The sequence below is a fragment of the Nostoc sp. C057 genome, from assembly GCF_013393925.1.
In the GTDB taxonomy this organism is placed as follows: Bacteria; Cyanobacteriota; Cyanobacteriia; order Cyanobacteriales; family Nostocaceae; genus Nostoc; species Nostoc muscorum_A.
Map to the genome: position 1 here is coordinate 2,908,500 of NZ_CP040281.1, position 17,987 is coordinate 2,926,486.

The 17,987-nt window shown below is 41.1% G+C and carries 14 protein-coding genes; 7 read left to right on the plus strand and 7 right to left on the minus strand.

The features are described from left to right. Positions 1–56: 56 nt before the first annotated feature. The 4 genes from FD724_RS12705 to psb27 all read left to right on the plus strand — a co-directional run bounded on the left by FD724_RS12705 (position 57) and on the right by psb27 (position 3,593). The gene (locus FD724_RS12705; RefSeq protein ID WP_179072880.1) at positions 57–824 is read left to right on the plus strand and encodes a hypothetical protein; all 768 of its coding nucleotides are present in this window, start codon (positions 57–59) and stop codon (positions 822–824) included. 132 nt (positions 825–956) lie between these two features. Further along, positions 957–1,700 carry a hypothetical protein gene (locus FD724_RS12710; protein ID WP_179072881.1) on the plus strand — a complete coding sequence of 248 codons (744 nt, stop codon included), beginning with the start codon at positions 957–959 and terminating at the stop codon, positions 1,698–1,700. Positions 1,701–1,731: 31 nt separating this feature from the next. After that, complete coding sequence (locus FD724_RS12715; protein WP_179072882.1) at positions 1,732–2,430, plus strand: phosphatase PAP2 family protein; 699 nt, start codon at positions 1,732–1,734, stop codon at positions 2,428–2,430. A gap of 758 nt (positions 2,431–3,188) precedes the next feature. Beyond that, complete coding sequence (psb27, locus tag FD724_RS12720; RefSeq protein ID WP_175586534.1) at positions 3,189–3,593, plus strand: photosystem II protein Psb27; 405 nt, start codon at positions 3,189–3,191, stop codon at positions 3,591–3,593. A 217-nt stretch (positions 3,594–3,810) separates the two neighbouring features. Here the strand turns inward: psb27 and polA are convergent, their stop codons facing one another. Next, entirely contained in the window at positions 3,811–6,747 is a 2,937-nt protein-coding gene (gene polA, locus FD724_RS12725) for a DNA polymerase I (RefSeq protein ID WP_179072883.1), read from the minus strand. Positions 6,748–7,298: 551 nt separating this feature from the next. Here polA and FD724_RS12730 point away from each other — a divergent pair. Both FD724_RS12730 and FD724_RS12735 read left to right on the plus strand, forming a co-directional pair. Then, positions 7,299–7,997: a choice-of-anchor E domain-containing protein gene (locus FD724_RS12730; protein ID WP_179072884.1), complete on the plus strand. Its 699-nt coding sequence runs from the start codon at positions 7,299–7,301 to the stop codon at positions 7,995–7,997. A 287-nt stretch (positions 7,998–8,284) separates the two neighbouring features. Next, complete coding sequence (locus FD724_RS12735) at positions 8,285–9,154, plus strand: Cof-type HAD-IIB family hydrolase (RefSeq protein WP_179072885.1); 870 nt, start codon at positions 8,285–8,287, stop codon at positions 9,152–9,154. Between the two features lie 180 nt (positions 9,155–9,334). Here FD724_RS12735 and FD724_RS12740 read toward each other — a convergent pair whose 3' ends face one another. Next, the gene (locus FD724_RS12740; RefSeq protein WP_306297089.1) at positions 9,335–10,084 is read right to left on the minus strand and encodes a DALR anticodon-binding domain-containing protein; all 750 of its coding nucleotides are present in this window, start codon (positions 10,082–10,084) and stop codon (positions 9,335–9,337) included. A gap of 524 nt (positions 10,085–10,608) precedes the next feature. On the opposite strand from FD724_RS12740, the gene FD724_RS12745 reads away from it, so the two are divergent. Then, positions 10,609–11,328 carry a Crp/Fnr family transcriptional regulator gene (locus FD724_RS12745; protein ID WP_012412419.1) on the plus strand — a complete coding sequence of 240 codons (720 nt, stop codon included), beginning with the start codon at positions 10,609–10,611 and terminating at the stop codon, positions 11,326–11,328. 53 nt (positions 11,329–11,381) lie between these two features. Here the strand turns inward: FD724_RS12745 and FD724_RS12750 are convergent, their stop codons facing one another. From FD724_RS12750 to FD724_RS12770, 5 genes are all read right to left on the minus strand, one after another. After that, positions 11,382–12,428: a PstS family phosphate ABC transporter substrate-binding protein gene (locus FD724_RS12750; RefSeq protein WP_179072887.1), complete on the minus strand. Its 1,047-nt coding sequence runs from the start codon at positions 12,426–12,428 to the stop codon at positions 11,382–11,384. Between the two features lie 288 nt (positions 12,429–12,716). Next, positions 12,717–14,117, minus strand: a complete 1,401-nt coding sequence (locus tag FD724_RS12755; RefSeq protein ID WP_179072888.1) for an ABC transporter substrate-binding protein — start codon at positions 14,115–14,117, stop codon at positions 12,717–12,719. A gap of 57 nt (positions 14,118–14,174) precedes the next feature. Then, a complete protein-coding gene (locus tag FD724_RS12760) occupies positions 14,175–15,221 on the minus strand; it encodes a PstS family phosphate ABC transporter substrate-binding protein (RefSeq protein WP_179072889.1) in 1,047 nt (348 codons plus the stop codon). 27 nt (positions 15,222–15,248) lie between these two features. Continuing rightward, complete coding sequence (locus FD724_RS12765) at positions 15,249–16,646, minus strand: serine/threonine-protein kinase (RefSeq protein WP_179072890.1); 1,398 nt, start codon at positions 16,644–16,646, stop codon at positions 15,249–15,251. A 253-nt stretch (positions 16,647–16,899) separates the two neighbouring features. Further along, positions 16,900–17,913, minus strand: coding sequence for a LysR family transcriptional regulator (locus FD724_RS12770; RefSeq protein ID WP_114084359.1), 1,014 nt, complete (start codon positions 17,911–17,913; stop codon positions 16,900–16,902). Positions 17,914–17,987 lie beyond the last annotated feature (74 nt).

Genomic DNA, 17,987 nt, shown 5'->3' on the forward strand with positions numbered 1-17,987 from the left:
ACTTTAAGATGTGATGTAATCTCACTTCTACAGAAAAATCAAGAAAGAGAAATATTATGAATAAGATTTTAAATAGGGTTCCAGAGGTGACAATTTACTTCTGGATTATTAAGGTTATGGCAACCACAGTAGGTGAAACCGCAGCAGATTTTCTGTCAGCAACCCTGAACCTTAGTTTAAGCATTACATCTTATATTATGAGCGGTGTGTTATTAATTGTGCTGTTGAATCAATTTAAGCTTAAACGTTATGTTCCAGCAAGCTTTTGGTTTGTAGTCGTTTTGATAAGTATCGTTGGCACACTGATCACTGATAGATTAGTAGACGAGCTTGGAGTTAGCTTGATGACAACTACTGTAATTTTTAGTGTTTCCTTGGTAGTAGTGTTTGCACTCTGGTATTCAAACGAGAAGACATTAGCTATGCACTCCATCAATACAGCTAAAAGAGAGCTTTTTTATTGGGTAGCTGTTTTGTTTACGTTTGCCTTGGGTACTGCAACAGGAGACCTTTTAGCAGAGTCTTTGGGACTAGGTTATGCACAATCAGCACTGATATTTGGTGCTTCAATTGCAATCATAGCGATCACTTATTATTACTTGTGGATGAATGCAGTTTTGGCATTCTGGTTAGCTTATATCTTAACTCGCCCACTTGGAGCATCTATAGGTGATTTACTATCCCAATCTGCTACAAATGGTGGCTTTGGTTTTGGTACTGTCGGAACCAGTATGCTTTTTCTTTCTATAATCATAAGCCTGGTTATTTACTTAAGCCTTAAGCAGAAGAAACCAGTTTTACTGCCGATTGACCGACAAGATTGAGAAGGCAATTGATCGGCTTCTGAACTTGGGTGTCTTTCTGTTTGTGACCTAGCAATTTGGTAGTAATTTGCGATCGCAGCAACAGTCAGTATTTCTCCAAGATGACTTACTATTTTTTATTGTGAAAAAGAAATGAACAAAGTTGCAAAAGTCACAATTTTCTTTTGGATCATGAAGATCATCGCCACGACCCTCGGCGAAACGGCAGGTGACTTTATATCAATGTCTCTTGGACTGGGCTATTACGTAGCCTTTGCCATAACGTTCGCCATTCTGGCTATTCTCCTGTTTTTTCAAATTCAATCCGATAGATATCGTCCAGTCTTTTATTGGACGGCCATCATCGCCACAACCACAGCCGGAACCGAAGTTTCAGACCTGATGGATCGATCTCTTGGGCTTGGCTATGCACTGGGATCGCTTATCCTGGTGGCCTGTCTTCTGAGCGTTCTTAGCATCTGGTATTACCGCGATCAGGATCTGAGTGTTTATCCGATCGTGAAGAAAGATGCAGAGACCACCTACTGGCTGGCTGTCGTATTCTCCAACAGTTTAGGAACAGCCTTTGGTGACTTTCTGACAAGCAACTTGGGACTAAGTTATATCCAGGGAGCATTTGTGACAGCCAGCGTCATTGGTGTTGTCATCGCCCTTCACTACGTAACAAAGTTGAGCGATATCCTCTTATTCTGGCTTGCGTTCATCTTCACACGTCCCTTCGGAGCTACCTTCGGTGATTTTCTGACAAAACCAGTAAAAAATGGCGGTCTATCACTGTCAAGGGGATATGCTTCGGCGATCGCCTTTATCCTGCTGGCAGTTGTGCTATTCTTTTCCGTGCGAAAGGAGAAAAAAGTGCGTCACCCAATTGAGTGATGCGTTTAAGCATAATGAATAAAATTAAAGTATGATCCGACAAATTTCTAATTTCTGGTTACGTCATATACACCCTCGTTTAGCTCCCTTAATTGCGACAATTGGTATTGTTGGACTTACTAGTTGTCTTCTCATCCTTTTTGTTTTAGCACAACTGGCTGAAGAGGTTTTAGAGCGAGATGCTTTTAGATTTGATACTACTTTTCTGTTATGGCTACATCAGTTTGCCAATCCAAATTTAGATAATTTAATGCTGTTGATTACAAATCTTGGTAATCCTACTACAGTAGTTATCGTTGTCGGCGTTAATCTATTATTACTTTGGTGGCGACGTTATCGAGAAGAAGCAAGATTTTTTCTACTTGCTTGCCTGGGAGGATTCATTTTAAATACAGGGCTAAAGTTATTTTTTTCTAAACCTCGCCCGGAACTCTGGCATCAATTAATTTCTGAAAAATCTTTTAGTTTTCCTAGCGGTCATGCACTTGGCTCTATGGTGCTTTATGGTTTTATTGCTCACGAATTGGCAACTCATTATCCTCGTTTTGCCAAGTTTATTTACAGTTTGATAGTTATTTTAATTGCTGCTATTGGTATTAGCCGTTTATATTTAGGAGTTCATTGGCCCACAGACATAATTGCAGGTTATGGAGTCGGCTTTTTGTGGCTAATGATATGTATTACGATGCTGAAATTGCAGAGATTGAGGCAAGGAAAGTCAGTTGATTAAATAAACCTCATCGATGTTGAAACCAAGAGTTTTTTAAAAGATATATTTATGTATGTATGTTGGGTGGAGTGAAACGCAACCCAACATTACCACCTTATTGATGTTGGTTACGCGATCGCTGCACCCAACCTTGTATCTTATAAAGAGTAGTAAACCGTCCCAACCTCTCATTCTATAAATCTAACTCACAAGCTACTATTTTCCATAGACTGAAAACTGTTGCTCTCACTCTAGGTAGTAAACCCATAACGAGAGCATTATCCCTTCTGAGGATTTTGTCGAATCGGCGATTGAAATCCCTACTCACCAACTGCCGCAGGAATTTTGTCAAGAGTATAAGGGACTTCCAAATAAAACAATATCCCAAAACTAACGCAAATAATTCTCTCTATCTCTTCTCCCTCTGTGTTCTCTGTGGTTCGTTTATTTGGATAATTGATTTCTTGGAAGTCCCTAAGCGAGAAATCTGCACCCAGTTGGTAATCGAAAAACTACCGCCTCAAAAAGTAAATTTAAGTGTATTACTGTACTCATACGGCGAAGCAAACTATGCGCGTAGCGTCTGGTAGAGAAACCATAACTATGACAATTGTCCAATCAGATTTTTTAATCATCTAATTTTTTGCCCCAGATGCTTGTAAATGAACGCCTTTTAGATAATGAAATAGCCCTTACCAACTTCCTACTCCCCATTCAATTGATCCCCAAGTTACCAATCCAAGATAGGATGGACGTTGATTTACGTATTCTTTTAATTAATGCATATGAAGCGCTATTGGTCGCGTTTGCTTGCGCTGGTTTTGGTTGTGTCTATCGGCTTAATGGGCTGTTCTGGCAGTCCAGATAGTTTGACTGGGGATTATCGCCAAGATACCTTAGCTGTCGTCAATGTGATGAGACAGGCTCTGAATCTATCACAAGATTCATCAGACAAAACAGCAGTTCAAGCAGAAGCGCGTCAGAAAATTAATGACTTTTCGGCTCGCTATCAGCGAGTTAACTCTGTTTCTGGTCTTGGTTCCTTTACAACCATGCGGACAGCCCTTAATTCCCTGGCTGGACACTACAGTTCTTACCCAAATCGTCCCGTACCCGAAAAACTCAAAAATCGTTTAGAGAAGGAATTACAGCAGGTTGAGGCAGCGTTAAAGCGTGGTGGTTAACTTTTAGACTAAGCGAAAAAACATCTAATTTGCATAACCAAATTAAATATAATTCTTGTGGGATAGGCCGACAAAGCCGCCCAACTTATGCAATTTAAATGTGAAACAGCTTATTATCTATTCAATCATCAAGAATCAAGAGTCAAAACTTTTGACTCTTGATTACCTTTTGAATTTTTCACTAAAAATTGTCTAAATCCGCAGTCCAAAATTCAACTTACTTTGTATCCATCCAATTTTCACCGACACGTGCTTCTACCAGCAACGGCACGCTCAACTGAACTGCGTTTTCCATCACCGACTTAATTTGCGGTTGTAATTCTTCCCACTCATCAGGGGGAATTTCAAACACTAATTCATCGTGTACTTGCAACAACAAACGCGCCTGATAGTTCTTCAAAACCTCATGCAGTCTTACCATTGCAATTTTGATAATATCAGCGTTAGAACCTTGAATTGGTGCATTAGCCGCCGAGCGCAATAAACCCGCATCATAAGGGCCCAAATTCTTCAATTTACTCAGATCAATATCTTCTGGATTGCTGCCTTTTAATTTGCGTAAACTGTTATTAGTAAAATCAAAGTAACGACGGCGACCAAGAATAGTTTCTACATAACCAAGAGCGATCGCTTCTTTTTTTACTTGCTCCAAATATGCAAAAACTTTAGGATATCGTTCATTAAACCGCTTAATGAACTCGTTGGCAATGTTCTTATCTATCCCTGTTGAGCGCGAAAATCTTAAAGAACCCATTCCATAAATCACACCAAAATTGATAGTTTTTGCTATTCCTCGTTCTTCTGAGGTTATATTTTCTTTTTCAAATACTAACCGCGCGGTAACAGTGTGAACATCTTCATTTTGCTGATATGCTTGCACTAATATTGGCTCTTGACTCAAATGAGCCAAAATCCGCAATTCAATTTGTGAGTAATCAGCAGCCACCATTAACCAACCAGCTTCAGGTAAAAAGGCCTTCCGAATTTGGCGACTAAAAGCTGTACGAATCGGGATATTTTGCAAATTCGGATTAGAAGAAGATAACCTACCAGTTGATGTTGCTGCTTGATTAAAATCAGTATGCACTCTCTGGGTATCTGGACGAACCAATGCAGGTAGGGCATCAACATAAGTAGACTTTAATTTAGATAGGGTGCGATACTCAATAATCGCCTCAACAAAACCACTTTTATCATCTTCTTGGAGTTTTTCTAGTGTGGCTGCATCTGTAGAGAAACCCGTTTGAATTTTACGAGAATGTTTGGTACTTAATCCCAACTTTTCAAACAATATTTGGCTCAACTGCTTAGGAGAACCCAAGTTAAAATTTTCCCCAGCTATTTCAGTTGCTTCTTCTTTTAACCTGGCTAACTCCGTTTCTAAATGCTGCGAAAGTTCTTTTAAATAAGCTGAATTAATACGGACACCCGTATATTCCATTTGGGCTAAAACTGCTTCTAGTGGCTGTTCAACTTCCACTAATAGCTTAGACAAAGTTGGAATTTGCTCCAGTTCCTCACGCAATTTCGGTACTAAGCCAAAGGTAGAATAAGCATCCATACCGCAGTAATCTGCAACGGCGGGAATATCTATATCAGCGATGGTTTTGCCTTTAGGAACTAAATCTAAGTAACTTTTTGCTATCAATCCCAAATATCGCTGCCCTAAATCCATCAAATTATGACTTGAGTCTGGATTTAGAATGTAACTTGCCAACATGGGATCAAACACTACTCCCGCCAAATTAATCCCTTGACACTTTAAAACTAGGCGATCAAATTTAGCATTCTGTAAAGCTTTCGGATAATCAGCGCTTTCAAGAATTGGGCGTAATGCTTCTAGCACCAAATCTTTATGCAAATTTTCTCCAGTTTTATGCCCCACAGGAATATAAGCTACCTCATCTGGTTGCATTCCCCAACAGCAACCAATTCCTACTAACTCAGCATCTCTTGGTTCTAAAGCGGTAGTTTCAGTATCCCAAGCAACGGGAATATCTGGGGTGGTAAATGTTTGTAAAAGTTTCACTAACTCAGTTAGTTTGGCTTCAGTGTTGATGATGCGTGGTGTAATAGGAGAAGTAGATTTTTGTGGAACTGCTGCTGTATCGCTAGCACTGAAAAACCACAAATCATTATCTTCATCATCTCTCAATTCTGAGTTAGCATCAGTTATGTCTGTTTTGGCTTCTTGCTTTTCTTCAAGTTTGCCACCAAAACGTTGTTGAAGGTCGTTGATTTTTCCTAAAAAAGACTTGAATTCTAACTTTTCTAAAATGGGGGATAAGACGCTTGTATCAAATCCTTTTAATTTGCAATCTTCTAAATTAATTTCTATAGGAACATCTAAAACTATGGTTGCCAAATAACGAGACTTATCGGCATCTTCTCTACCACTTGCCAGTTTTTTCTGAGTTGCGCCTTTAATTTCATCTAATGCAGCATAAATATTGTCAAGGGAACCATAGGTACTTAGCAGCTGTACTGCTGTCTTTTCTCCAATTCCTTTAACTCCAGGAATATTATCTGATTTATCTCCACAAAGAGCTTTGAAATCGATAATTTGTGAGGGTAAAACGCCCATCTTTTCTTTGACTTGTTCTGCTTCAAATTCCGTAATGCTATTTGTAGAGCGTTTTATGGCATCTGGACTAAAATTCAGAACAGTGATTTCTTTGTCAGAGTCGATCAGTTGAAATAAATCGCGATCGCCAGTTAGAATCTTCACCCTATACCCAGCAGCAGTTACTCGCTGTGCTAAGGTTCCCAAAACATCATCTGCCTCGAAACCAGGGGCAGTAAAAATTGGTAGATTGAAGCCATTCAGTAACTCATGCAGGTTTTCTAAGTCGGGAATGAAGTCTTCTGGCGTTTCTTTGCGATCGGCTTTATAAGTCTCGTCAGCTTCATGACGAAAAGTGGCCTCACCTAAATCAAAAGCGATCGCCATTGCTTGAGGCTGTTGTGTTGCCATTACCTCTAGCAGGCACTTCACAAAACCAAAACATATACTTGTAGGAATCCCTGCTTTAGTACGCAGTCCTCCATCTCGCCCTTTGGCGAAAGCAAAGTATGAACGATAGGCCAGCGAGTGTCCATCTACAAGGATGAACGTGGGGCGTGTTGCAGTTACAGAAGTGAAAGTTTCAGACATAGCCCTATTTTAGCCAGAAGCTTTGTCACATAGTTAGCAATTTAAGATGCTTGTTCAACTTGGTTTTGGCGACAATAGCGCACTTTGTGAGTGCGAAATAATTTATGTATTATTTTAGACATGTCAATGTCTACGCATTTGCAGTTTTAGTACCGAAGCCCAGTACAACCAACTTTTGTCAGGTATACTACCCTAATTAGGTACGTGGGTATCAACATACTAACCAGATAGTAACCAAATCCCCAACTTCTCAGCAGAAATCAGGGATCTATACTCCTGAGCGCTTTATGTTTAATTCGATAGACCTAGCTTACTTCTCAGGAACCAACAAACACTAGCTTAGTATTTCGCCTTCAGACTACCACTATACAAAGCCTCTCTTCCTTAAGAAAACTTTATATGTACCAATCAAGAAGTATATTTTCCACAGGGACTAGAATATAAAAGCTTTACATAAAGTTACGTGTATTTATCAAGCCTACAAGTAAAGTTTCAGAGTTAGAAATAAATTAGTAATCCCGTAATGATTCGTTTTAGAAAAATCTTTCATCATGAAAAAAAAATTATTGAACACTCTTGCCACTGCGACAACTTTGGCAGGAATTGTTGCAACATCTAGCGCAGCTAATGCAGCTTCTCTCTCGTACATTAGTTCCATATATTATGATTTGACAGATATCACTGATGCACCTCTGAGCGTCCAACAATTTGACTCATCTCTAGGCACACTCACAGGTGTGACAATAGGATTTACTGGCGATATCCTGGGAAATGCAGGTTTTGAAAATACGGGTAAAAGCTCGGCTAATATAACAGTAAATCTTGCCAGTCAACTCACCTTAAAACTAAATAATCAGTCTCTGTTTGCGCTCAATCCACAAAATAGCTTCAGTTACGAAGTTGGTCAATTTGACAACAGCATTGATTTTGGTGGTACATCTGGAAAGACTGTTTCTGGACTAACTGCCACACAATCTGGTACTCAGTCTTTCACTAATACCCAATTCTTGCAGTCTTTCATTGGTAATAGCAACATAGACTTTTTGTTCTCAGCTACAGCCAATTCAGTAGTTTCAGGTTCGGGCAACATAGCATCTTATGTTCAAACGCTTGCCAAAGCAAATATCAAAGTAACTTATGACTACGATGATGTTAAATCGATACCTGAACCTTCTGCCACACTTGGAGTTGGTTTAATTGCTGGGCTTTGTCTGTTGTCACAACGCAAAAAAAGCTGGATCAAAGGGTAAAATTCATAGATTTTCTTGAATAAGTGGTTTTTTCCATCTTATCTATCCGTCAGGCTCTTTAATTTAAATTAAAAACCCCAATTCTTGAAAAGTTGGGGTTTTTTGTTAGGATTATTATCCAGAGTTTTGAGAAATTTTTAGCAATATTTAAAAAATACTATAGCAATCTAAAATCGTGTGATTCAGCATCCTCATGTTATAAAAATTAGGTTGACTAGAGAACCCAATTTTTGCTAATGTTCCCCACTCCTGTTAACCTCTTACTGGAACTTAAAATCTAGGAAATTATGCAGAAAGCATCTGCCATCCATTTGGCATCTACCGATCATCAGGCTGCTGCAAAAGACATTAAACTACTAGTTTTGGATATAGATGGCACGATCGCAGGACACTCTAACACCATCAGCACAGGTGTAAAGCAAGCTATTGTTGCAGCGCAAGCAAAAGGAATTCAAGTAGCGATCGCTACAGGTAGAATGTATCGTTCAGCCTTGCGCTTTCATCAAGATATCGGCTCTACCTTACCATTAATGGCTTATCAGGGAGCCTGGATTCAAGACCCGAACACCCAACAAATTCATCGCCATTGGGCTGTTTCCAGGGAAATGGCCCACCAGCTACTCGACTATTTTGAACAGCCTGAGTTGCGATCGCTCCTATCTGTCCACTTTTACATCAACGATCAGCTATATGTCCGTGAAATAACCAGAGAAACCCAAATTTATGCAGAACGTTCTGGTATTACTCCGATTCCCGTTGGTGATTTGCGCCAAACTTTAACAAATGAACCGACAAAAATTCTCGCTTTGTCTGATGACATAGATTTAATCGATCGGTTATTGGGGAATTTGCGCCGCCAATATACACCGACTGAACTTTATCTCACAACATCTGTTGCTACCTTTTTTGAAGCAACTAACGCCTCTGTGAATAAGGGAACTGCTGTGCGTTACCTAGCCGAAGAATTACTTGGATTAGAGATAGCCAACGTTATGGCGATTGGTGATAACTTCAATGATGTAGAAATGCTAGAGTCTGTTGGACTTGGTGTAGCTATGGGCAATGCACCCGAAGGAGTTCAAGCGATCGCGCAGTGGGTAGCTCCTAGTGTAGAGGAAGACGGAGCAGCAGTAGCAATTGAAAAGTTTTTGCTGTAATGAGGACACTTTTTCAAGCCTAAACCCTATAAATCAGAAAGGACACCGACGACTGGCCGTGTTTCGTCTCGGTGCCCTAGCTGGTTCGCTCCTCACACACCTGCTAATGTAGCCGAGGTGATGCATTGAGTCAATAGCTATTATAAAAGTTTTTATTTGTGCCTAAGCGACATTACCGATTTATAACTCCAAGGGCGCAAAAACACCCAACTTTTCCTCTAGTACATATCTTAATACTGACTGAGTAGCCATAAGTAATCCGAGTCTGGCTTGTGCTAACTCTGGTAATGTAACTTTCACCTCACCCCAAATCCGGCAATTAGACCAGAAGTGTTCAAAAGCTTGACTCAAATTCAGCGCTAATTTTTCCCATTTCACAGAACCCTTAATATCAGGGGACTCTATGTTGTCTACTACTTGTATTAACTCGGCAATTAAACGACGCTCACGTGGATGATTTAGTCGTAATGTTTCATCACAGTTGAGCCAAGGTAGAGGGTTAGGAGAAATAACATCCCAAAAACCTTGACTAGTATTTGTAACAGGTTGTTTAAGTTTAATCAATCCCTCTCGGTGAGCCAGCAATACCAGCGAACAGCAACGTGCATGGGTGTGCTGAACAGCAAACAAATTGGGGATTGGGCATTGGGCATTGGGCACAAAAGGCAGAGAGGCAAGGGGCAGGGGGCAAGGGGGAGAATTAAAAATTACCTCTTTCCCCCCTGCTCCCTGCTCCCTGCTCCCCTGCCCTCTTCCCACTTCCATCTCCCCCTCTTCCCCCGAACTCCCGACTGCAAGACTTTGTAACCAAGTCGCTAAGGTCGAGTGAGTCAATTCAAAATGTATCCAGCCAGGGGGAACAATTTGGATGGTAAAAACGTCACCACAAGTCCTTGATAAATTAGATGCGATCGCACTAGCAAGCTCCATAGCTTTTCGATTCTGAGATTTTGACAGTTGCAGAGACACACTTGAGGTATATAAAACTCTATTTACATCTCTATCTTTATGTAGAGGAATTTTTTTATCTTTTATGCATCCATTTTCTACGTTATAAGTATCAATGCTTAGGGATTTTATTAAATAACTGTACAATAACCGCTTGATTGACTTATATTTGCTAACTGGTAATTTATAATGCACGTAATATTATTTAAACAGCCATGTAAGATATATTTGTTACTTTTCTGTCATCTATCTTGCGGTATAAATTTAATTTAGATGAAGAAAAATGAGAAGAGGATAAAATTTGATGAATAATCGATGAATAGTAAGTAAACTTTACTACCATCATTGTACAGTAGGAAGTATAACAAAAGAGTAGAGAGTAATTTGCTTTCTATTCTTTGGATTGGCTGGCGCTGTTAGGCGTTAAGCCTGCCTCGTCAACACAAAGACACTCCTTGCACCTTTTGATCACGTCTTTGTCTTCAGCCGAACGCTCTTTGTTACCTATGCAATCTCCATCCTCCTTTTCTGAGGCATCACGGCCTTTTTTAACTTGGCAACGAATTCTTGACTGGGCTCAAGAACACTATCGATGCCGTACCTTTAGCAAAGATGAGCGCATTCCAGCCCGGCCTGGATTGCTATATTTGGTGCAAAGGGGTGCGATCCGCATGGTAGGAACTGCCCAAGTTAGTGCAACAGCTAGTCAGCTAACGTCTCGACGAATCAACAGAACCCCAGAAGAAGCGTTCTTGGGTTTTGTGGGAGCGGGACAGCCATTTGAAATTGTTGCTCAGTCGCCATTTACACTCCAGGCTTACGCCCATGTTGACCAAACTGCGGTGCTGTGGATGTACTGGCATGACCTAGACAACTGGCCTCACTTCCGTCGTGAAGTTATGGATGCCTTTAGGTATCAGCACCAGCGTAAGCTGCTGTGGCTGAGTGCCTTGGGACAACGCCGTACAATTGATCGACTCTTAGGATTTCTCACATTGTTAATTGAGGAATATGGAGAGCCAGCAATGAGCGACACCGATCCTGATGTGATTCGCGGCTATTGTCTGCCTTTCCCCCTCACCCATGCCCAAATTGGTAGCGCGATTGGTTCGACCCGTGTCACCGTCACCCGCTTGATGGGTAAGCTGCGTCAACGCGGCTTAATCCTCACCCAAGGGGATAATTTAATTTGTTTGCCAGCAGAATCGATTAATAGAGCTGGTTAAGCAGAGTTCAGAGCGGCGATTTCCGCCACTCTGCCTGAGTGTAATCCCAGGTGTCAGCGAATTTTGACAAATCCAGCTTGGGTAATCAGTTCCTGTCCCTGCTCAGTCAGCAGTAAGTTGGCGTAAGCGACACCTGCTTGCTGCTCAGTCTGACCATTCTGTTTGACCACCACAAACAGATTGCGGGTAATCGGGTATTTTCCTGATTGGAAAGCCTCAATATTCAATTTGTTCCGTTTACCAGGACATTCAGACGGGAGGACAAATGTTTCTTGGTAAGGAGCAATATATTGCCCTTGTGTTCGCCCCAACGGTAAGGGTTTGATTGAACATTGAGGAATCACCTCTGGGGCAGAAGCGTAGTAGATACCACCAGAACTACCAGCCAATTTTTGCAAGGCTTGGGTGGTTGTGGAGATAAATTCCACATTGGGGCTAAAAGCTTGACCACCCAAGATGTCTTGGACAAAAAGTTCTACAGTACCGCCATCAGCAATGCGGCGAGAATAGGGCTTAATCGGAATATTGGGGCCACCCACCTGGCTCCAATTATTGATTTTGCCTGTGTAAATTGACTTTAATTGATCTACAGTCAGTCCTGAGATTTTGAGGTTGGGATTAACTGCGACTGCTAAACCATCGATAGCTACAGGAATTTGTTTCAAACTGAATCCACGCTGCTGGGCGCGGCTTAATTCCTGATCGAGAACTGGTCGGGAAGACTGGGCAAAGGCTAGTTGACCGTCTATCAGTGACTGGATGCCAGTACCAGTACCAGGAGATGCATTACTGGGTTCTACATAACGCAGCCGAAATTCTGGTCGCGCCGCTTGAATTGGTGAATCAACTACCAAGCGAATCGGTGCCCAAGATGTACTGCCTCCATAATTGAATAATCCTGTAGGAACATCTTGTATTGAGGCAAAAGTCTTGCCACTAGGTTGTTCTGATACAGCTTGTGGTGTTTTGGTGCTACCAGAATTAATTGCATTTAGGTCAACACCAGACTTTCTACTAAACCACCAAAAACCGCCAGCTATTAACCCGGCTGTGATTAGGATGGATAAAACAAGAATAGTTGTTTCATTTTTTTGAGACATAGTAAATTACCCGCACGTCCATTCAATATAAGTGCTTAACTTAATAGGTGCTTGCTACTTGAGATTGTATTTGGAGGACGGGTATTTTGTTAGTGAATTCTGACAAATCCTAACTTCCGAATTACTTACGATTTTAGATATAGTAAATTTCCTTTGAATTATTTGTTACTTTTGCACAAGGTATAAATTGTTAGTTAGCACTAATATTTTTCCCTATAAAGCTCAATTTCTCATCTTGAGAGCTTTTTTAGGTTAACTATTGGTTAATTTTTAATTTTTTATTGCTGATTAACGCACTGGCTCAAAGTCATAACCAGTGCGAGAGCGGGAACCAGGAACGATTTTTACAAGTTGGACTGGCGCATTGCGATCGCCTGATGCTAAAAACCGAATTGTACCAGAAGCGCCGGTGGCAGAGAAGTCAGAGGAAAAGAGTGCTTGTTGGACTCCAGAACGTGTGGGATTGCGTTTTAATGCCGTAATCAAAGCCACAGTAGCATCATAGCTGAGAGCGCTTCGCCAACTCACATCACCACCCCATAGCTGCCGAGATTTCTGGGGGAAATCTGACTTGCGATCGCCATCAATATGCCAGGGAACTGCTACTACCATCCCCACAGCTTGTTCTCTACCAATCTCTAAAGTTTTGGCGGTATAAACATCATCTCCTGCCAGCAGAGTTAACCGTTTCTGATTAATCTGAATTACTTGCAGCGCTTTATCGAGAGTTGCTGTATTAGCAGCTAACATCAGCACTTCTGCACCTTGTTTAGTTGCTTCTTCTATACTTTTAGCCGCACTAAAATCTGCCTTGGATAAGTCAAATTCGCTGGATACTTGTCCACCTTCTAAAGAAACAGATGAAACAAATTCAGACTTTAAAGACTGGCTATAGTTACTCTGAGAATTAAAGAAAACCACTGCATTTTTTTTCTGCAAAGTTCTCACCATATAGTTGGCTAAACTTCTCGCAGCCATAAAATCACTGGGAACTGTGCGAAAAACGTAGCGGCTAAAGTTAGAAATTTTGACAGATGTACTGGTAGGGGAAATAGCTACAAGTTGTCCAGAAGTATAAATAGTACCTGCGGCTAAAGTAGAATCGCTAGTGATGGGCCCAACTACACCTAATACTTCTGAATTGCTGACTAGGCTAGAAGCGATTTGCTTTGCTATTTCTGGATTGTCGTCGTCGTTAGCTATACCTACCCTCAACAGTACTCCTTTAGCTCCCCCAGAGGTATTAATTTCATTTTGGGCTTGAGCGATGCCACGTAAAATTTCTAAAGACGCATTGGGGTCAGTGCCTATTGCTACGGAAGCCACAATGGTGTAACTCTTGGAAGAGCCAATGCGGGCGTTATTAAGAAAGATCAGTGCTTCTGGATCGTTACGGTTGAGTTTTAGGGAATCTGTGAAATTAGCGATCGCTTTATCATAACTTTTAGCAGCGATCGCCTGGATTCCTTCTTTTTTTGCAGCAGAAACCGCACCTGGAGTCAAAGTTTTGTCTCCAAAACTAATCCGATCTTGTAGGGATGGATTTTTGCCTGCTTCTGAACCTGGAATGATGGTATTACTTATTTTGGCTCCAGAGCCATTAGTAAACCACCACACACCTCCGCCAACTATTCCAACTGTCAGCAACAGAGCCAAGGCTAAAACTGCGGTTTCATTCTTTTGTGACATGAACAAATTTTAATAAAATAAAAATGTTTATTATTTGGCTAAATCTAACTCATTTGATCATTTAATTCTGACAAATCCAGCCTTTTCGATCAGGTCTTGACTCTGAGGTGTCAACAGCCAGTTTGCATAAGCTTCGCCAGCTTGCTGATCTGCTTGGCCATTCTGTTTAATAATTACAAATAAATTGCGAGTAATTGCATAGTCTCCGCTACGAAATGCCTGACTATTCAATTGATTACGTTTACTGGGACATTGAGATGGAGGTACAAACGGTTGTTGGTAAGGAGGCACTAATTGACTGCTTGTGCGTCCCAGTGGTATGGATTTAATAATACACTGAGGTACAACCTCTGGGGCAGAAGCATAGTAAATTCCCCCAGGATTTGCAGCTACTTTTCGTACTGCCTCAGTGGTCGTGTCAACGTAATTAACATTGGCACCAAACTTTTCTTTATTTAGAACATTTTCGACAAAGAATTCTACTGTACCCCCAGTTTCTTCATTACGAGAGTAAACTTTAATGGGTAAATTTGGCCCACCTACCTGTTGCCAATTAGTAATTTTGCCCGTGTAGATGTCTTTGAGTTGAGCCACAGTTAAACCAGGGATGTTGAGATCGTGGTTGACAGCGATCGCAATTCCATCAATCGCCACTGGAATTTCTTTCAAACTAAATCCTTTTTGTTGAGCTTCGGCATTTTCTTCAGCCTTTACTGAACGAGAAGATTGAGAAAAAGCTAGTTGATTGTCTATCAACATCCGAATACCAGTTCCAGATCCTGCATTACCTGATGGAGGTTGAGTGTAACGTAAAATAAACCGAGGGCACTGGCTTTCTAGTACGGAGTCTACGTCTTTACGAATGGGTGCCCAAGTTGTGCTACCACCATAGTTGAATGTCCCTTCTAAGAGGTTGGGCACGTTACATTTACTACTGATAAACTGGTTTATCGGATTATCTGTGTTGTTAGTCCCCGAAGATTTAGCAGCAGTTCCATTTAGCTGTGCCCACCGTTCCATAAAAAACCATAAGCCACTAAAGATTAAGCCAATGGTGATAACAGCAGCTAAGAAAAGACTAAGTGTTTCGTTTTTCTGAGACATTATGTGACTATTAGCACCAAAAGCTTTTTAAAGGATGAGAGATAATAATTTGTAAATAAGCCGAAATATGGCTGTCAGTGAAATGGCTACCAATGCTGCTGCAACTGATAAAATGACCACTGCCTGAATGCCAATACCCCCTTGTAAAAAGGGAATAAAAAAAATAATCGCAAAAGTAATTGTCGGAATAATTAATAAATCGAACTTTTCAATCCAGCGTCTGGTTTGGGCAAATACCAGTATCCCCAAAATTACACATGCAACGCTTAAAGTAACTATTGGTGATTGTACTAGACTGAAGAGGGCGATCGCTATCAATGCCCCCTCAAATCCACTAAATGCCGCTCCACCCAACAATTCCACTGTAGAAAACGCTGGTTGAGTTGGTAAAGCCTGGGAGACGACGGGATTAGAACTTTTAGGTGATTGTGGTGGAAGTGTTACAGAAGGTGAATTAAGCTGTGTAGCGGCTAGAGGCTGCGAGTAAAGTGTATTTAGAACTTCCTGCGCCGATTGAAAGCGCTGATTAGCAGCAGGTAACAGCATCTTATCTAAAATGTCAGCAAGGCGAGGATTGACATTTACTTGCTCCCGCCATTTCCACTGGTTGCTATAGGCATCAAATAGTTGAATTGCTTCTTGATTTGTTAATAAGGTAATAATAGTTACAGCTAAAGCGTATAAGTCTGTACATGGGAATACTTGCCCCCCAGACATCTGTTCAGGTGGTGCAAATCCCATAGAATAAATTCCTGTGGAAGAAGCAGCTCCTAGTGCAACATTTGTTACTTGCTTAACTGCGCCAAAATCTAAGAGGAAAAGTTTCCCATCACAACGGCGCATGATGTTAGAAGGTTTAATATCTCTGTGGATAATGCCTCGCTCGTGGACAAACTTTAGCACCTTCAGAATTTCTTGCAGCACCTCTAAGACTTGGTGTTCAGAAAATTTGCCCTGTTGAACTAATTCTTCTTCTAAATTTTGCCCATCAATATATTCTTGTACTAAGTAAAAAAATTGATCTTCCTGTCCTGATTGCGAACTATTAACTATCACTGGGAAGAAGGCAAACAGGTCAGGAATTTGTTCGTGATCGTTACCAAGTTGTGCTAGAACGTCTGCCTCTCTCTCAAACATTATCTGTGCTTGTTGCAGTTGAGTTGAGGTTAAATTACCCACTGGTTGAAACTGCTTAACCACGCATTGACGCATTCCTGGGATGCGGCGATCGCGTGCCAAAAATGCTGCTCCAAATCCACCCCTTCCCAGCAACTTCGTGGGTACATATCGACCATCTAACAGCAGTGGCATACCACACGTAGTACAGTATTTTTGCTGCGTTGTTTTTAGGGTTGTAATATCATCTAAATCAGCAAAATAGTTTTGTGGGCGTGGACAACGTGGACGAGTACAGTAAACTTCCATTTTCGTGATTAGTCATTAGTCATTGGTCATTTACAAAAAACAAAGGACTAATAACCTTAACTAATTTTAGATTTTAGATTTTAGATTTTGGAGTTAAGGAAAAATTTCCCATCCAAAATCTAAAATATTGGCTTTATACCCTTGAATTAATTCGTGGAGATGAATCAAATAATTTCATGATCTCAAGCTCCACTTTTACTATGGGATCAATCCAAAATCTTAAATTTAAAATCCAAAATTGTGTTACCAGATTTTAGTCTTCGCCAGAGGAGGCGGGTATTGCTATATCCAATGTAGTTACCACGATGTTTTTTTGTGTAAATTTTAACACATCTTGACTCCATCCAGGGTTAGCAAACTGGGGCAAAATTTCTTGACTAAAGGCTTCTGCGGCCTTGGATCTATAGCGATTAGGATTAAAAATCAACCATAGCGTCCGTTTGACGACTACCCCTTCAATAGGGGTACGGTGCAGAACACCCATTTGTAACTCTTTAGCGATCGCACTTGTTGAAACAAAAGCAGCCCCTAAACCAGATTGCACGGCATTCTTAATTGCTTCAATGGAATTTAGTTCCATTTCAACCTTAAAACGTCTGGTATCAATTTCACAGCGTCCTAGCACTTGGTCAATCACTTTGCGGATGGTCGATTGAGAATCTAGGGCAATGAATTGTAATTTATATAGGTCTTCTTTTTGGATTGTTTCAAGTTTAGCAAAGGGGTGAAAGACAGGTAAAATCAGCGCTAGTTCATCTTCTGCGTAAGAAAGAACTTCCAAAGATTCTGATAGTTCACCAGGAATTTCACCGCCGATGATTGCCAGATCAACTTGTCCATTAGCGACACTCCAAGCAGTCCGCCGGGTAGAGTGGACGTGTAATTGCACTGCCACATCTGGATATTTTTGTCGGAACATTCCGATCATTCTAGGCAAAAGATAAGTGCCGGTGGTTTGAGAAGCACCGACAATTAACGTACCGCCTTGGAGATTTTGTAAATCCTCAATGGCGCGGCAGGTTTCTTGACACAGACTGAGGATTTTTTCACCGTAATTTAGGAGTAGATGTCCTGCTTCAGTTAATTGGGCACGTCGTCCTCCACGGTCGAATAAAGGGACATCTAGCTGCCGTTCAAGATTTTGGACTTGTAAGCTGACGGCAGGCTGGGAGACATAAAGACTATCGGCGGCACGCTTGAAGCTTCCTTCTTGTGCGATCGCTTTTAAAATCCGTAACTGATCTAAAGTGAAAGGAAGGTCAGACATAAGGCTCAACCCACAAACATTGAAAGGAGCGGATGCACACAACAAATAAACTTTGGCAGCAATCAGCCGCGTAT

What these genes read in the sequence shown, in the direction of transcription:
- FD724_RS12730 (WP_179072884.1), top strand. Translation starts at nt 7,299, where the DNA reads ATGAAAAAAAAATTATTGAACACTCTTGCCACTGCGACAACTTTGGCA.
- FD724_RS12705 (WP_179072880.1), top strand. Translation starts at nt 57, where the DNA reads ATGAATAAGATTTTAAATAGGGTTCCAGAGGTGACAATTTACTTCTGG.
- FD724_RS12735 (WP_179072885.1), top strand. Translation starts at nt 8,285, where the DNA reads ATGCAGAAAGCATCTGCCATCCATTTGGCATCTACCGATCATCAGGCT.
- FD724_RS12750 (WP_179072887.1), bottom strand. Translation starts at nt 12,428, where the DNA reads ATGTCTCAAAAAAATGAAACAACTATTCTTGTTTTATCCATCCTAATC.
- FD724_RS12740 (WP_306297089.1), bottom strand. Translation starts at nt 10,084, where the DNA reads ATGGAGCTTGCTAGTGCGATCGCATCTAATTTATCAAGGACTTGTGGT.
- FD724_RS12765 (WP_179072890.1), bottom strand. Translation starts at nt 16,646, where the DNA reads ATGGAAGTTTACTGTACTCGTCCACGTTGTCCACGCCCACAAAACTAT.
- polA (WP_179072883.1), bottom strand. Translation starts at nt 6,747, where the DNA reads ATGTCTGAAACTTTCACTTCTGTAACTGCAACACGCCCCACGTTCATC.
- FD724_RS12755 (WP_179072888.1), bottom strand. Translation starts at nt 14,117, where the DNA reads ATGTCACAAAAGAATGAAACCGCAGTTTTAGCCTTGGCTCTGTTGCTG.
- FD724_RS12760 (WP_179072889.1), bottom strand. Translation starts at nt 15,221, where the DNA reads ATGTCTCAGAAAAACGAAACACTTAGTCTTTTCTTAGCTGCTGTTATC.
- FD724_RS12745 (WP_012412419.1), top strand. Translation starts at nt 10,609, where the DNA reads ATGCAATCTCCATCCTCCTTTTCTGAGGCATCACGGCCTTTTTTAACT.
- FD724_RS12770 (WP_114084359.1), bottom strand. Translation starts at nt 17,913, where the DNA reads ATGTCTGACCTTCCTTTCACTTTAGATCAGTTACGGATTTTAAAAGCG.
- FD724_RS12715 (WP_179072882.1), top strand. Translation starts at nt 1,732, where the DNA reads ATGATCCGACAAATTTCTAATTTCTGGTTACGTCATATACACCCTCGT.
- FD724_RS12710 (WP_179072881.1), top strand. Translation starts at nt 957, where the DNA reads ATGAACAAAGTTGCAAAAGTCACAATTTTCTTTTGGATCATGAAGATC.
- psb27 (WP_175586534.1), top strand. Translation starts at nt 3,189, where the DNA reads ATGCATATGAAGCGCTATTGGTCGCGTTTGCTTGCGCTGGTTTTGGTT.